A 14,098-nucleotide genomic window follows, 5' to 3' on the forward strand; every position below is an offset into this window, starting at 1 on the left:
CGCCTGCCTCCCAGCCCGGGCTGCCAGGACTAGCGTGGGCGACGCCACAAGGTCTCACTTCTGCAACGGCACGTCCACGGGTTGAGGACAACGCCAGCGGGGAAGAGTGTGACGTGATTGACTTGAAGAGTTCTCGAAGCTGAAACGCCGGAGGGGAATCTTTGCCCCACTGGCTACGTTGGGCCAGACACCGATGAACAGAAATGAGGCTGACGTGACCACTGCCACCGCACCCACCCAGGCCGTCCTCACGGCCGGTGACCGCTGCGACCGCTGCGGCGCCCAGGCCTACCTCCGTGTAGAGCTCCAGTCCGGCGGTGAGCTGCTCTTCTGCGCCCACCACGCCCGCGAGCACGGCGAGAAGCTGCGCGAGATCGCCGCGACGGTCCACGACGAGACCCACAAGCTCGACACCCCGGCCGCCCCGGCCGCCGACAGCGAGGCCTGAGCAGCACACCACCCACCGACTTCCAGAAACGGCCCCGGACACGCTCTCCGGGGCCGTTCTGCGTCTCCGGACGTCTCTGGGAGGCTTGCCCCGTGAGTCCCACCGAGATCATCGTCGCCGTCGCGATCGCCGTCGGCATCGCCGGCATCATCGTCCCCGTCCTGCCCGGCACGCTGCTGGTGCTGGGCGCGATCCTGGTCTGGGCGCTCGAGATCGGTACGTCGACGGGCTGGGTGGTGTTCTCGCTCGCCACGGTGCTGCTCGCCGCCGGCACCGTCGTGAAGTACCTCGTGCCCGGCCGTCAGCTGAAGGCGTCCGGCGTCCCCAACAAGACCCTGCTCGTCGGAGCGGTCCTGGCCTTCGTCGGGTTCTTCGTCATCCCCGTGGTCGGGATGTTCATCGGGTTCGTGCTCGGCGTCTACGTCGCCGAGCGCGCCCGAGTCGGTGCCGCACAGTCCTGGCCCTCGACGAAGGTCGCCCTCAAGGCGGTCGGCGTCTCGATCATGATCGAGCTCGTCGCCGCGTTCCTGGCCGCCGTCGCGTGGGTGGTCGGCGTGGTGGTCACCTGATGGCGGTGCTGCTCTCGCTGGTCGCCGCCCTCGCCTACGGCCTCTCGGACTTCGTCGGCGGCCTCGCCTCACGTCGTACGTCGGCGTGGCCGGTGGCGTTCGTCGGCGCGGTCGCGGCCTTCGTCGGGGCCGTGGTGCTCGCCCTGGTGGTCGAGGGCTCCCCCACCCGGTCCGACTTCCTGTGGGGTGCGCTGGCCGGCGTCGGCAGCGGTGCCGGAGGCGCGTTCCTCTACCGCGGGCTGGCCGCCGGGCGGATGGGCGTCGTGGCGCCGATCTCGGCCGTCGGCGCGGCCCTCCTCCCGGTCTGCGTCGGGGTGGCCACCGGCGAGCGGCCGGAGGTCATGGTCTGGCTCGGCATCGCCGCCGCGGTGCCCGGGATCTGGCTGGTCAGCCGCGAGCCCGGCGGCAGCGGCGACTTCGCGGCGGGCATCGTCGACGGCGTGCTCGCCGGACTCGGCTTCGGGCTGCTCTTCTCGACGATGGGCCAGGTGCCCGACTCGGCCGGGTTCGCGCCGCTGGCGGTCGCCCAGGGCGTCGCCGTCGTCGGCGTCGCGCTGACGGCGGCGGTGCTCCGCGGCCGCTGGATCCCGTACGACGTCTCGCAGGCGTGGGGCATCGCCGCGGGCGTGCTCGCGACCGCCGCCGTCGTCGCGTTCCTCCTCGCCACGCAGACCGGCCTGCTGACGATCGCCTCGGTGGTCACCTCGCTCTACCCCGCGATCACCATCGCGCTGGCCGCGGTCGTGCTGCGCGAGCGGATCCACGCCTCCCAGGGCGTCGGACTGCTGCTGTGCGGGGTGGCCGTCAGCCTGGTGGCAGCGGCCTGACGGGGATCAGGCGCTGAGCCCCGACCCGATGGGTAGGCTCCACCGGTGCCGCTTCGGCACCCAGTCCACGATCGGGGTCGTGCCGTCGGCCTGGTCGACCATCTTGACCGACACCCGGACCGACGGGACGCGGTCGAAGCAGTCGCGGCTGATGACCGCGCGGAACACGTCGCGACCCCACTTCGGGCGCGCGGAGTAGTCACACTTGATCCGCGTGTCGCTGCCGTGCCAGCCGTCGGCCTCGGTCAGGACGTAGTCGGTGCCGTCGCCGAGCCCGCTGCTCAGCACGAGCTCGGGTCCCTTCACCTCGCGATCGGTGTCGATGAAGACCGACAGCCCGGCCGCACTGGAGCGCATCAGCTCGGTGAAGCGCACCTTGACCAGCAGGTTCTCCTTGCCGTGGTTGGCCTCGAGGCCGGTGATGTCGGTCAGCGAGCCGGAGGCGTCGGCCGGGTCGTCGATCGCGAAGAACTCCGCGTTGGCGGGCGGCGCGACGAGGGAGACGAGCGTGAGCGCCGACAGTGCGGCGAGTGAGATCCGAGTCCTCATGGCCCGAGTGTGGCACCACCCACCCCCTCCGCGTCCACCCACTTGCGGGGGTGGACGGGTCCACCCCGGTGGCACGATGGAGACATGGCGGGAGCGGGGGTCCGGGGCGTACGCCGGACCCGTGCGGCCGCTGCGCTGGTGGGCGTCGTGGCGCTGACCGGATGCACCAATGACCCGGCCGGCACCGCGGCCCCGTCACGGCCGACCACGTCGTCGACCCCCGCACCGCCACCCACGAGATCACCCACGCCGACCAACGATGCCCCGGACCCGCCGATCCGGATCGCGCTCGCCGGCGACATCCACTTCGAGGGCCCGCTCGCCGCGCGGCTGCGCGACCCGGCCACGGCCCTCGCCCCCGTCTCCGACGCCCTGTCCACGGCCGACCTCACGATCGTGAACCTCGAGACCTCGGTGGGGACAGGAGGTCGGCCCGAGCCGGGCAAGCGCTTCACCTTCTCCGCCGCGCCGGAGGCGTTCGATGCCCTGGCCGCCGCGGGCGTCGACGTCGCCACGATGGCCAACAACCACGCCCTCGACTACGGCCGCGCCCGCCTCCCGAGCACGTTCGCGGCGATCCGAAGCGCGGCCCGGGCGGACTCGCCGCTGGCGGTCATCGGGATCGGCCGCGACGCTGATGAGGCGTTCGCCCCTGCGCGCTCCGATGTCCGCGGCACCACAGTCGCTACGCTCGCCGCCTCCGTCGCCGACCAAGACCCGACGGCCGACCCGACCGGCGACTGGGCGGCCACGAGCGACCGCTCGGGGATCGCCGACGCCCTCGACCCCGGTCGGCTGCTCGAAGCCGTGGGCCGGGCACGGCGGTCCGCCGACGTGGTCGTGGTCTACCTCCACTGGGGTGTCCAGGGGCAGCGCTGTCCGAGCCGGGACCAACGCTCCCTCGCGGCGCACCTCGTCGACGCCGGGGCGGACATCGTGGTCGGCTCGCACGCCCACCAGCTCCAGGGCGACGGCCGCCTGGGCGACGCGTACGTCGCCTACGGGCTCGGCAACTACGCCTGGTACTCCCCCGGGGACGCCGACACCTCGCGGACGGGGGTGCTCTACCTGACGGTCCGCCCGCGCACCCACGGCTCCCGGCCGCCGTACGTCGTCCGGGCGGCGTGGGCACCGCAGCGCATCGGCGCCGACGGACTGCCGGCGACCACCACGCCCGAGGACGCCGCCGACTTCCGGGCCAGCCGCGAGTCCCTGCGCGCGTGCTCGGGCCTCGCCCCCTGATCGCTCAGCGCGGCGCGAGCCACTCCAGCAGGAGCCGGCCCACCCGCTCGAGCTGGGCGCGCTCGACGACGGAGGGTACGTCGCCGGCCGAGTGGTAGCCGACGTACGGCGTCGACCCCAGGCGTGCCCCGGGCAGGCCTGCGCGGACGAACGACCAGTGGTCGCTGCTGCGCTGCCGAGGGTCGGGCACAGTCGGTACGCCGACGCGCCGGGCAGCCGCGAGCAGGCTGTCTTGCACGGGGTCGGACTCCCCCGCCGAGCCGACCGGCACGGTGCTGCCCACACCCACGCGGTCGAGGGAGACCATGCCGCGCACGGCCTCGCGCTCGGCAGCCGACAAGGTGGCGACGTAGGTCCGCGAGCCGTAGTGGTGGTCGTCGTCGCTCGGTCCTCGGGGCTCCTCGGCCCCGAAGGCGACGAAGACCACCGGGAGGCGGGTGTCGTGGCGGGCGACCGCCTCGGCGACGGCCAGCACGACTCCGACTCCGGAGGCGTTGTCCTCGGCGCCGGGCGCCTGCGGCACGGTGTCGAGGTGGGCGCCCACGACCAGGTGCGGTCGCGACGGGTCGAGGCCGGGTGGCGTCGCGACGACGTTGACGGAGCGGCCGGCGGGCACGGCGACGCCCCACGACTCCCCCGCAGGTACGTCGATGCGCTGGCGCGCGACGTCGTACCCCTGCCGCGTGAAGGCGCGGGCCACCCAGTCGGCCGCGCGTGCGAAGGCAGGTCCGGTCGCCTCTCGCGGGCCGACGTCGCCGGCCAGGTGCCGGACCGTCCGGACGGCCGTCGCCACGTCGAGGTCGTCGGCGGACACCGGCTCCGGCGCCTCGCTGGGGCTCTGCTCGGGCTCGGGTGAAGTGCTGGCCTCCGGCGTCGACGACGCCGACGTCGCCGGAGCGGGCGACGGATCGGACGTGTCGGTCGAGCAGGCGGCCACGAGCAGGGCAGCCGGCACCGCGGCGACCAGGCGCCGGGCCGTGCCGGTCATCCGAGCCGGACGTCCAGGTAGGACCGGAGCATCAGCTCGACCTCGGCCAGCGACGCCTCGCGGTCGGGGTGCCCGGGCGGGCGATGGGCCAGCGTGTGGCGCACGGTCTCTATGCAGAGCTCGACGACCCGACGCAGCTCACCCGGCGACTGCTCCACCCCGGTGCCGCGCAGTGCCTCGGCGAACAGGTCGATCAGGTGCTCACGAACCGCGTGTGCCGGGGAGTCCCCGCGGTCGGGCGAGAGCTCCTCGGTCAGGCGGTAGTAGCCGGGGTGCTCCTCCTGGAGGGCTGCCGCGCGCCGGAGCAGCTCGCCGAGGGCGTCGTTGAGGTCGGCGACGGTGGTGATCCCGGAGACGACCTCGGTGTAGGCGGGCGCCACCGCCTCGAGGTAGCGGTTGGCCAAGGCGTCGACGATCGCCGACTTGTCCTCGAAGAAGCGGTAGAGCGCGCCGACCGACAGCCCGGCCCGCGCGGCGATGGCCGTGGTGCTGGCGCCGGCGACGCCGCGCTCGCCGATCTCGTGCTCGGCCGCCACGAGGATCCGGTCCACGGTCTCCCGGGACCGGTCCTGCTGGGGGCTTCGCCGAGTGCCGCTCACTGCACCATGATGACGCCTGACGCGCTGCGGGTGCACGTCACGGCCCGCGCGCCGGCGAGCCATGCGCCACGCAGGCAGGTGCCGAGGGCCCGCTGGCCCGACGCGTTGGGGTGCCACGACTCCTGGCAGGTCTGGTAGTAGTCCTTGCAGGTGTCGGTCACCCGCTTGATGTCGAACTTGTCGTACGGCGTGAAGCTCTGCACGTGCACGCCGCTCGGGCCGTCCATCACCCGCAGCGGCGTCGCCAGCGAGTTCGCCGGGCTGCCGGGTTGCTCGCACAACCGCGCGCCGTCGAAGGCCCGCTGCACGTTCAGGTAGGTGATCTCGGCCGAGGGCCGCTCGGTCTGGAGCGTCGTCGCGACGCCGGAGACCAGGCTGCCGAGGTTCTGGCTGAACCGGTGGGCCGGCCCGAGCGAGTCGATGTCTGCCGGGCAGCCGGCGGCGTACCTCTCGTCGACGAGCGCGCGGTACTTGTCGCGGGTGTCGCTGCGGCCGTCCTCGGTGCGGTACTGCTCGACGTACGCCGGCGGCAGCGGGTTGGTGTAGTCCTGGAGCACGACGCGGTGGTCGCCGTCCGCGTCGATCTCGTCGAGCACGTCGAGGACCTGGCGCACCGCTGCCGTCGTCTCCGCTCGCGCCGCGCTGAGCTGGGCGCTGGTCGCGAAGTCGGCGTCGCTGCACGGCCGCTCGTTGAGCTCGGTGCCGGTGACCCAATTGATGAAGTGGATCCAGACCTCCCACCAGCCGGTGTACCCGTCGGCGACGAAGCGCCCGGCGCACTCGGCGGCCACCCCGCCGAAGGTGAACTGGCTGTTGTTGGACCCGAGCCCGAGCAGCACCAGGTCGATGTCGCTCGCCTGCGCGACGGCGCGGAGCTGGGCGATCTGGGCGGCGACCAAGCGCCCGGCGGGGCGGGCGCTGGACGCCGCGGCCATGTCGGCCGGCTGCGCGCCGGAACAGGCGAGGTTCACCCGACGGGTGATGCCGGGCAGGTCCGCCACCTGGATCGAGGCGTTGGCCGAGCGGTGGCAGAAGAACGGGTTGCTGTTGGACGCCGACCAGCCGGGGAACCCCTGCGCGACGCCGAACTGGTCGGTCACGGCCTGGTAGGCGCCCGCACCCTCGCCGCTGATGAAGCTGTCGCCCATCGCCACCGCCGTCGGTGGCAGCGGGTCCGCCTGCGCCGGCGGCGCCAGCGCGGCCAGTGCCCCCGCGGCGATCAGCAGTACGCCGGCCAGTGCCGACCCCTCACGTGCGGTGCGTCCGAGCATGGGCCCTCCCGAGATCATGAACGCGAAACGACATTCGCGTTCTTGCATCGTGCGCCCGCCCGGACCAGGCGTCAAGGGTCGCGGGCGGCCCGAAATGACGAGCAGCGCCGCCCGGCGGGGCGGCGCTGCTCGGCGTGCTGTGCGGGAGGTGGACCTCAGTCGAGGTAGTCGCGCAGGACCTGCGACCGGCTCGGGTGGCGCAACTTCGACATGGTCTTCGACTCGATCTGGCGGATCCGCTCGCGGGTTACGCCGTAGACCTTGCCGATCTCGTCGAGGGTCTTGGGCTGGCCGTCGGTGAGGCCGAACCGCATCGACACCACGCCGGCCTCGCGCTCGGAGAGCGTGTCGAGCACGGCGTGCAGCTGCTCCTGCAGGAGCGTGAACGACACGGCGTCGGCCGGGACGATCGCCTCGGAGTCCTCGATCAGGTCACCGAACTCGGAGTCGCCGTCCTCGCCGAGGGGCGTGTGCAGCGAGATCGGCTCGCGGCCGTACTTCTGGACCTCGATGACCTTCTCCGGGGTCATGTCGAGCTCCTTGGCCAGCTCCTCCGGCGTGGGCTCGCGGCCCAGGTCCTGGAGCATCTGGCGCTGCACGCGGGCGAGCTTGTTGATGACCTCGACCATGTGCACCGGGATACGGATGGTGCGGGCCTGGTCGGCCATCGCGCGGGTGATCGCCTGGCGGATCCACCACGTGGCGTAGGTCGAGAACTTGTAGCCCTTGGTGTAGTCGAACTTCTCGACCGCACGGATCAGGCCGAGGTTGCCCTCCTGGATCAGGTCGAGGAAGAGCATGCCGCGACCGGTGTAGCGCTTGGCCAGCGAGACCACGAGGCGGAGGTTGGCCTCGAGGAGGTGGTTCTTGGCGCGACGGCCGTCCTCCGCGATCCACTCGTACTCCTCGAGCATCTTCGCGCTGATGCGACCGCCCTTGCCGAGCTTCTCCTCCGAGAACAGGCCGGCCTCGATCCGCTTGGCGAGCTCGACCTCCATCTCGGCGTTGAGCAGCGGGACCTTGCCGATCTGCTTGAGGTAGTCCTTGACCGGGTCGGCGGTGGCGCCGGCCACCATGACCTGCTGCTCGGGCTCGTCGGTCTCGTCGGCCGCGGAGACGGTGAAGGCCTGCTTCTCGTCCTCCTTGATGGTCGGGTCGGCCGCGACGTCCTTCTCGAACTGGTCGTCCGGGATGTCGGGCAGGACCTTCTTGCCGTCGGGACCCACCGCGGGTGCCTCGGCACCGAGGTCGACGACCTCGTCGCCGGCGGGTGCGGCCGCGGTCTTCTTCGCGGCTGCCTTCTTCGCCGGCGCAGCCTTCTTGGCGGCGGCCTTGGCGGCCGGGGCCTCAGCGGTCTTGGTGGCCGCCTTCTTCGCCGGCGCCTTCTTCGCGGCGGCGGAGGTGGCCGAGCGCTTGCTGGTCGCGGCGACCGCGCGCAGGCTCGTGGCGTCGACCTGGACCGAGATGCCGAGGCCACTGAGGTGCACGAGGAGTGCCTTCAGGTGCTTGGGCTCGACACCGGCCTCGTCACTGGCACGTCGTACGTCCTCGGGGGACACCGTGCCGGTGGGGGTGCCGCTGGCGACCAGAGCGGCGATGGAGGGGTGCGTCAGCACCTCCGCGGGGAGCAACTTGCGTGCGTGTGAGGACACGAACACCTCTCGTCAAACAGCTTCGGGGCGCGGCGAGGCCCGGTGACGTCAAGAGCCGCGCCGTCATTCTGCCACGGCCTGCCACGCGTCCCGGCATTCGCCTCACCCGAGAGCTACTCGGCGGCGCGTACGGCCGCCTTCTTCGCCTTCTTGAAGTCGCGCACCTTCTGCAGCGAGTCGGCGTCGACGACGTCGGCGACCGAGCGGTGCCCGTCGAGCGCGTAGTCGCCGACCACCGCCTCCCAGCCCTCGGGACGTACGCCGAGCTGCTTGGCGAGCAGCGCCACGAAGATCTGGGCCTTCTGCTTGCCGAAGCCGGGCAGCGCCATGATCCGCTTGAGCAGGTCCTTCGCGTCGCTCGCCTCGGTCCACAGCCGCGAGGCGTCCCCGCCATAGGAGTCCTCGACGATGCGCGCGACCTCCTGGAGCCGCGCGGCCATCGAGCCCGGGAACCGGTGGATGGCAGGCGTCGTGGACGCCATCGCCGCGAACTCGTCGGGGTCGGCGGCCGCGATCGCCTCCGGGGCGAACGTGCCGAAGCGCTGGAGCACCTTGGCCGGCCCCCGGAAGGCGTGCTCCATCGGGTACTGCTGGTCGAGCATCATCCCGATCAGCAGCGCGAACGGGGAGTCGTCGAGGACCTTGTCGGCGGCCGCGTCACCGGTGATCTGGAAGCCCATGGGTCGATTCTGCCGCAGACGCCCGCAAGGTCATACGGCCAGGGCACGCGGCGGCCCCGCCCGTATGACGTCCGGACGGAGGACGAGGCGTGCTACTGGGCCTTGACGGCGAGGACCGGGCAGGGCGCGTCGAGCAGGACCCGCTGCGCGTTGCTGCCGAGGATCAGCTTGCCGACCGGTGAGCGACGACGCAGGCCGATCACGAGCAGCTCGGCGTTGTTGGCCTCGGCGATGCTGATCAGGTCCTCAGCCGGCTCGAAACCGCGCACCAGCTGGCGGATGTCGTGCTCGACACCGGCCTCGTCGAGGGTGGTCTTGATCGCGGCCATGTCGTCCTCGGCGGCGCGCGCCCGGGTGCCGTCGAACTCCTGGCCCCCGCGGTGGGAGTTCACCACGACCAGCCTGCTCCCGCGCAGCTTCGCCTCCGCGATGCCTGCGCTCAGGGCGGCTTCGCCCTCCGGCTTGGGGACGTATCCGACGACGACGGTGCCCATGGGGTCTCCTCTCGCGGCCACACAGCGTCCGTGCGGCTGGCCTGTTGGCACCGTAACGGAAACCGACGGGCTTGGGCAGCCTGTGGAGACCCGCGTCGGCGCGGCGTCCATCCGTCAGGGTGGGGACATGACCGTCCAGGCGCCCGTCGACCGTCGCACCCACCGGGTGCTGCGGGCCGCGGTGCTCGAGCTCGTCGAGGCCGAGCCGCGTCGCCGGTTCCCCGCCGTCGTCCACGCCGGGATCCCGGGTCGCAGCGTCCGCCACGTGGAGGACCCGGCACTGCCGGACGCAGGACTGCGCGCCGACGTCGTGCTGGCGCTGCTCCGCCATGCAGCGAGGGCCGCGGAGCCGCCGCTCCTGTGGCTGACCCGACCCGGCGAGCTCACCCCGCACGACGACGACCTGCGGTGGCTCGGCCCCGCGCGCTGGGCCGCGTCGGCGCTCGGCCTGCCGGTGGGACTGGTCGTCGTCACCCGTCGGGGGTGGTTCGACCCCGTCTCGGACGTACGACGCGAGTGGCGCCGGCTGCGCCCGCGAACCGCGCCCTGACGCAGGTGCCGATCAGTCCCACTCGTGGACGGGCGCGTTGCTGTGCATCCGCTCGCGGTAGTCGAGCAGCGTGGCCCGCAACGCGTCGTAGCGGTCCTCTCCCCCGCGGGCGTGCACCCGGTCGACGAACCACGCGGCACCGCTGGTCTCCTTCAGGCACCGCTGCTCGATGATCCCGAGGTAGCGGTCGCTCTCCTCGCCCGGCACACCCCACGCGTCCAGCCCGGCGCGCGCCATCGGGAGCAGGCGTCGCAGCACGAGCTCGGTGGCCCGGACCTGGCCGATGCCGGGCCAGTAGACCTGCGCGTCGACACCGAGCTGGGCGGCGACGTGGAAGTTCTCCTCGGCGGCGGAGAACGACATCTGCGACCACAGCGGGCGCTCGCTCTCGGCGAGGTAGCGGATCAGGCCGAACCACAGGGCCGCGTTGGCTATCGTGTCGGCGACCGTCGGGCCGGCGGCCAGCAGGCGGTTCTCCACCCGCAGGTGCGGCACGCCCTGGGAGATGTCGTAGACCGGCCGGTTCCAGCGGTAGATCGTGCCGTTGTGGAGCCGCAGCTCGTGCAGCCGCGGCGTGCCGCCGGCCTCGAGCACCTCGAGCGGGTCCTCCTCGTCGGTGATCGGCAGCAGGGCCGGGAAGTAGCGGACGTTCTCCTCGAACAGGTCGAACACCGAGGTGATCCAGCGCTCGCCGAACCACACGCGCGGACGCACGCCCTGGGCCTTGAGCTCCTCGCTGCGGGTGTCCGTGGCCTGTTCGAAGAGCGGGATCCGGGTCTCGCGCCACAGCTCCTTGCCGAGCAGGAACGGCGAGTTGGCCGACACCGCGACCTGGATGCCGGCGATGGCCTGGGCGGCGTTCCAGTAGGCGGCGAACTGGTCGGGCGAGGTCTGCACGTGGAACTGGGTGCTGGTGCAAGCGGCTTCCGGCACGATCGAGTCCGCGGTCGTGGTGAGCCGCTCGCGCCCGGAGATGCTGATCGTGATGTCCTCGCCACGCGCGGCCAGGATCTGCTCGGAGAGCAGCTTGTAGCGCGGGTTGGCGCTCAGCGACGAGAGGCTCATGTGGCCCTCGGCCAGGGTCGGCAGGATGCCGATCATCACCTGGTGGGCGCCGACCCCGGCGGCCTTCTCCTCGGCGTCGTTGAGCGAGCGGCGCAGTCTCTCCTCGAAAGTCGTCAGCCCGCCCTCGCGCAGCTTGGCCGGGGCGAGGTTGATCTCGATGTTGAACTGTCCGAGCTCGGTCTGGAAGTCGGGATCGGCGAGCGCCTCGAGCACCTCGGCGTTCTTCAGCGCCGGGTCGCCGGCGTCGTCGATCAGGTTGAGCTCCATCTCCAGGCCCGTCATCGGGTCGTCGGTGTCGAAGCGGGCCTCGCGCAGCATCCGGGCGAACACGTCGAGGTTGCGGCGGACCTTCTCGCGGTGCCGCGTCCGGTCAGCCCGGCTGAACTCCTGCTGGTCGACCTCTTCTCCCATGACGGCACCCTAGTCACGGCGACCCCCACCGGGAACCGCCCGCGAGGGGGATCTCAGGCGGCGGGACCGGAGGTCCCCACCGGGTCGGGGCGCAGCGACTCCCACGTGCCCGGGGACGTCGCGGTCTCGAGGAGCTGGGCCACCAGCCCGGCCAGCGAGTGGGTCGGGTGGGCCTCGCGGCAGCGGTCGACCGCGCACCAGGCGAGCGCCCCGTCGCCGACCAGCCACGCCGCGAAGGCCAGCACGGCCGCCGGTCCGGCGACGTGGGCGACCGGCAGGCGGCGTACGGCGTCGGACCAGAGGTCGACCGCTGCCCGTGCCTGGCCGCGCGTGAGCCAGACCCATGCCTCGTCGCGCAGCTCGCCCGTGGTGACGGTCAGCGCGACCGCCGCCAGCTCGGCACCGGTGAAGGTCGTGCCGCGCTCGACGTGCCGCCGGGTCAGCGCGGCCAGGCCCCCCGGTGGGAGCGGGGAGGCCGCGGCCAGGTCTTCCTCTGCTCGCTCCCCCGCCGCCACGTCCGGGGCGATCGTGGCCCGCAACGCCTCGCGGCTGGTGTGCGTCACCCGGCCGTCGAGGACCCCCTGCGCGGTGAACGGGTGCGAGGCGAGGGTGAACCGCACGCCCCGGTAGGCCGCCAGCGGCGCCCCGGGCAGGACGGCGTACCAGTGGTCGTCGTGGACCCGCAGCACCTCGATCACGCCGATGCCGGCGGCGGTGAGCCCCTCGTGGAGCGCCCAGGCGGCCTCGTCGGCCACCGTGGTGTCGTCGTCGTAGACCACCACGACGGCCTCGCGCACGCCGTTGCGCCGCGCCGGTCGGACGAGGGCCTCGACCACGTCGTCGACGTCGTCGGGGTCGTGCGGCAGGTCGACGCGGGCGTGCATGCCGCCGCCGCGGCCGACGCTGACCAGCACCACCGAGTGCTGCGGGACGAAGCCGAGCGCGATCGGCACGAAGGCCGCGATGTCGTCGGGCGTGCGAGCCCGCAGGGTCGTGATCGGGCTGCTGTCAGGGACGGGGAGCTGCTGGAAGGAGGTCATGCCAGGACGCTTCCCGCGGCCACCGACGCCCGATCCTCTGCCCACCCCGACCCTGTGGAGAAGACCTCACAGGGTCCCCCTGTGGACGGTTCGTGGCCCACCACGCTGCGAGACTGCTCTGTGTGAGGACGGTTCCAGCGGTGCGGCCGGTCCCCGGGGACGGGGCCTGATGCGCACCACCGCGTCGATCCTCCACCTGGACCTGGACGCCTTCTTCGCCGCCGTCGAGCAGCGCGACAAGCCGTCGCTGCGCGGCAAGCCGGTGATCGTCGGAGGCACCGGCGGGCGTGGCGTGGTGTCGACGGCGTCGTACGAGGCGCGGAGGTACGGCGTCGGCTCGGCGATGTCGGGGCGCGAGGCGAGGGCCCGCTGCCCGCACGCAGCGTTCCTCAGCGGCCGGTTCCACGCCTACCGCGCGACCAGCAAGCTCGTCATGCAGGTGCTGCGCGACCTGTCGCCGCTCGTCGAGCCGCTCTCGCTCGACGAGGCGTTCGTCGACCTCGCCGCGGCCGACCTGCCCGACCTCGAGGTGGAGACCGTCACCGCGGTCGGCGAGCGGCTGCGGGCACGCGTCCAGGAGGTCACCGGCGGACTGACCGGGACCGTCGGTATCGCCTCGTCGAAGTTCCTCGCCAAGGTCGCGAGCGAGCTCGACAAGCCCGACGGCATGACGGTCGTGGCGCCCGGCACCGAGCTCGACCTGCTCCGCCCGATGAAGGTGACCGTGATCCCCGGCGTCGGCCCGGCCACGACCGAGCGGCTGCGACGCGCCGGCATCCACACGATCGCCGAGCTGGAGCAGGTGAGCGAGGACGAGCTCGTCCGGCTGCTCGGCCAGGCGCACGGCCAAGGACTCTGGCAGCTTGCCCGCGCCCAGGACTTCCGCCCCGTCGTCGCGGAGCGCGAGGCCAAGTCGGTCAGCGTCGAGGGCACCTACGACACCGACCTCACCGACCGGCGCCTGATGGAGGGACTGCTCACCCGTCAGGCGCGCGAGGTCGGCGCCCGCCTGCGCAAGGGCGGGCTCTCCGGCCGCACGGTCACCATCAAGGTGCGGCTCTACGACTTCACCACCCTGAACCGCTCGAGCACGCTCTCCAGCCCGACCGACGACGACGCGACGATCGCCCGCATCGCCCGCGCGCTCCTCGGCGACCTGGACACCACCGGTGGTGTGCGGCTGCTCGGCGTCGGCGTGTCCGGGCTCGCCGACTGGGTGCAGGAGGACCTCTTCGGTGACACCCCCGAGGCCGAGGAGGTGGATGAGGTCGTGCTGCCCGAGCCCCCACGTCGTACGTGGCCGCCAGGCGCCGACGTCGTGCACGACGAGATGGGCGCCGGCTGGGTCTGGGGCTCCGGCTCGGGCGTGGTCACGGTCCGCTTCGAGACCGCGGACACGCCGCCCGGACCCGTGCGCAGCTTCAAGGCCGACGACCCGGCGCTGCACCGCTACGTCCCGCCGCCGGAGGAGTAGCGGATCGCGGGACCGGTCGCGTCACCCGCCGTTCACCGGGCCGTCGTTGCGTCCGACGGGTCGGCCGCGGGACCATGATCGGGCCCCTTCGGGGGAAATAGGGTGAGGGGCTCCAGATGGTATGAGCATCAGGAGCCCCTCGGTTTGTCCGGGAAGGTGACGTCCGGACCACCGGACCGGTCTCCCTGTCCCCGCCGACCCCGTCACCGGGCCTGCGCGGCGAGCAAGTCGCCGTGTGG

Annotated in this window: 15 protein-coding genes; 6 read left to right on the forward strand and 9 right to left on the reverse strand. The window is 72.6% G+C overall.

All coding sequences use genetic code 11. The annotated features are described in order from the left end of the window. Positions 1-193 precede the first annotated feature (193 nt). The 3 genes from J2X46_RS17500 (at position 194) to J2X46_RS17510 (ending at position 1,844) form a co-directional block, all read left to right on the forward strand. Positions 194-448: a hypothetical protein gene (locus tag J2X46_RS17500; protein ID WP_310252808.1), complete on the forward strand. Its 255-nt coding sequence runs from the start codon at positions 194-196 to the stop codon at positions 446-448. A gap of 92 nt (positions 449-540) precedes the next feature. Beyond that, a complete protein-coding gene (locus J2X46_RS17505) occupies positions 541-1,017 on the forward strand; it encodes a DUF456 domain-containing protein (RefSeq protein ID WP_310252810.1) in 477 nt (158 codons plus the stop codon). Next, positions 1,017-1,844 (forward strand): DMT family transporter, encoded by an 828-nt coding sequence (locus J2X46_RS17510; protein WP_310252812.1) that lies wholly within the window; start codon positions 1,017-1,019, stop codon positions 1,842-1,844. The genes J2X46_RS17505 and J2X46_RS17510 overlap by 1 nt, the downstream gene beginning before the upstream one ends. Positions 1,845-1,850: 6 nt before the next feature. Here the strand turns inward: J2X46_RS17510 and J2X46_RS17515 are convergent, their stop codons facing one another. Beyond that, positions 1,851-2,393: a hypothetical protein gene (locus J2X46_RS17515; protein ID WP_310252814.1), complete on the reverse strand. Its 543-nt coding sequence runs from the start codon at positions 2,391-2,393 to the stop codon at positions 1,851-1,853. Positions 2,394-2,477: 84 nt separating this feature from the next. Between J2X46_RS17515 and J2X46_RS17520 the strand changes: the two genes are divergently transcribed. Beyond that, positions 2,478-3,635 carry a CapA family protein gene (locus J2X46_RS17520; RefSeq protein WP_310252816.1) on the forward strand — a complete coding sequence of 386 codons (1,158 nt, stop codon included), beginning with the start codon at positions 2,478-2,480 and terminating at the stop codon, positions 3,633-3,635. Positions 3,636-3,639: 4 nt separating this feature from the next. Here J2X46_RS17520 and J2X46_RS17525 read toward each other — a convergent pair whose 3' ends face one another. The 6 genes from J2X46_RS17525 to J2X46_RS17550 all read right to left on the reverse strand — a co-directional run bounded on the left by J2X46_RS17525 (position 3,640) and on the right by J2X46_RS17550 (position 9,319). Further along, entirely contained in the window at positions 3,640-4,623 is a 984-nt protein-coding gene (locus J2X46_RS17525) for a M28 family peptidase (protein WP_310252818.1), read from the reverse strand. Further along, positions 4,620-5,222 carry a TetR/AcrR family transcriptional regulator gene (locus tag J2X46_RS17530; protein WP_310252821.1) on the reverse strand — a complete coding sequence of 201 codons (603 nt, stop codon included), beginning with the start codon at positions 5,220-5,222 and terminating at the stop codon, positions 4,620-4,622. The genes J2X46_RS17525 and J2X46_RS17530 overlap by 4 nt, the downstream gene beginning before the upstream one ends. Further along, positions 5,219-6,493, reverse strand: a complete 1,275-nt coding sequence (locus tag J2X46_RS17535) for a hypothetical protein (RefSeq protein ID WP_310252824.1) — start codon at positions 6,491-6,493, stop codon at positions 5,219-5,221. The genes J2X46_RS17530 and J2X46_RS17535 overlap by 4 nt, the downstream gene beginning before the upstream one ends. Before the next feature lie 155 nt (positions 6,494-6,648). After that, on the reverse strand, positions 6,649-8,151 hold the full coding sequence (locus J2X46_RS17540; protein ID WP_310252826.1) for an RNA polymerase sigma factor: 1,503 nt from the start codon (positions 8,149-8,151) through the stop codon (positions 6,649-6,651). Between the two features lie 107 nt (positions 8,152-8,258). Beyond that, positions 8,259-8,825: an HhH-GPD-type base excision DNA repair protein gene (locus tag J2X46_RS17545; protein WP_310252828.1), complete on the reverse strand. Its 567-nt coding sequence runs from the start codon at positions 8,823-8,825 to the stop codon at positions 8,259-8,261. Between the two features lie 92 nt (positions 8,826-8,917). Continuing rightward, positions 8,918-9,319 (reverse strand): universal stress protein, encoded by a 402-nt coding sequence (locus tag J2X46_RS17550; RefSeq protein ID WP_310252830.1) that lies wholly within the window; start codon positions 9,317-9,319, stop codon positions 8,918-8,920. Between the two features lie 127 nt (positions 9,320-9,446). Between J2X46_RS17550 and J2X46_RS17555 the strand changes: the two genes are divergently transcribed. Then, entirely contained in the window at positions 9,447-9,869 is a 423-nt protein-coding gene (locus J2X46_RS17555; RefSeq protein ID WP_310252832.1) for a hypothetical protein, read from the forward strand. 12 nt (positions 9,870-9,881) lie between these two features. On the opposite strand, the gene J2X46_RS17560 is transcribed toward J2X46_RS17555, so the two are convergent. Both J2X46_RS17560 and J2X46_RS17565 read right to left on the reverse strand, forming a co-directional pair. Beyond that, positions 9,882-11,345, reverse strand: a complete 1,464-nt coding sequence (locus tag J2X46_RS17560; RefSeq protein WP_310252834.1) for a glutamate-cysteine ligase family protein — start codon at positions 11,343-11,345, stop codon at positions 9,882-9,884. Between the two features lie 53 nt (positions 11,346-11,398). Continuing rightward, entirely contained in the window at positions 11,399-12,385 is a 987-nt protein-coding gene (locus tag J2X46_RS17565; RefSeq protein WP_310252836.1) for a DUF4192 domain-containing protein, read from the reverse strand. A gap of 169 nt (positions 12,386-12,554) precedes the next feature. Here J2X46_RS17565 and J2X46_RS17570 point away from each other — a divergent pair, with 169 nt between their 5' ends. Beyond that, positions 12,555-13,859, forward strand: coding sequence for a DNA polymerase IV (locus tag J2X46_RS17570; protein WP_310252838.1), 1,305 nt, complete (start codon positions 12,555-12,557; stop codon positions 13,857-13,859). Positions 13,860-14,098: the final 239 nt, after the last annotated feature.

It is taken from the genome of Nocardioides sp. BE266 (assembly GCF_031457855.1).
Lineage (GTDB): Bacteria > Actinomycetota > Actinomycetes > Propionibacteriales > Nocardioidaceae > Nocardioides.

Bases quoted from the DNA above. Each gene is read 5' to 3' on its own strand.
- J2X46_RS17500 (WP_310252808.1), top strand. From the start codon at position 194: ATGAACAGAAATGAGGCTGACGTGACCACTGCCACCGCACCCACCCAG.
- J2X46_RS17525 (WP_310252818.1), bottom strand. From the start codon at position 4,623: ATGACCGGCACGGCCCGGCGCCTGGTCGCCGCGGTGCCGGCTGCCCTG.
- J2X46_RS17545 (WP_310252828.1), bottom strand. From the start codon at position 8,825: ATGGGCTTCCAGATCACCGGTGACGCGGCCGCCGACAAGGTCCTCGAC.
- J2X46_RS17560 (WP_310252834.1), bottom strand. From the start codon at position 11,345: ATGGGAGAAGAGGTCGACCAGCAGGAGTTCAGCCGGGCTGACCGGACG.
- J2X46_RS17550 (WP_310252830.1), bottom strand. From the start codon at position 9,319: ATGGGCACCGTCGTCGTCGGATACGTCCCCAAGCCGGAGGGCGAAGCC.
- J2X46_RS17510 (WP_310252812.1), top strand. From the start codon at position 1,017: ATGGCGGTGCTGCTCTCGCTGGTCGCCGCCCTCGCCTACGGCCTCTCG.
- J2X46_RS17520 (WP_310252816.1), top strand. From the start codon at position 2,478: ATGGCGGGAGCGGGGGTCCGGGGCGTACGCCGGACCCGTGCGGCCGCT.
- J2X46_RS17555 (WP_310252832.1), top strand. From the start codon at position 9,447: ATGACCGTCCAGGCGCCCGTCGACCGTCGCACCCACCGGGTGCTGCGG.
- J2X46_RS17535 (WP_310252824.1), bottom strand. From the start codon at position 6,493: ATGCTCGGACGCACCGCACGTGAGGGGTCGGCACTGGCCGGCGTACTG.
- J2X46_RS17565 (WP_310252836.1), bottom strand. From the start codon at position 12,385: ATGACCTCCTTCCAGCAGCTCCCCGTCCCTGACAGCAGCCCGATCACG.
- J2X46_RS17570 (WP_310252838.1), top strand. From the start codon at position 12,555: ATGCGCACCACCGCGTCGATCCTCCACCTGGACCTGGACGCCTTCTTC.
- J2X46_RS17515 (WP_310252814.1), bottom strand. From the start codon at position 2,393: ATGAGGACTCGGATCTCACTCGCCGCACTGTCGGCGCTCACGCTCGTC.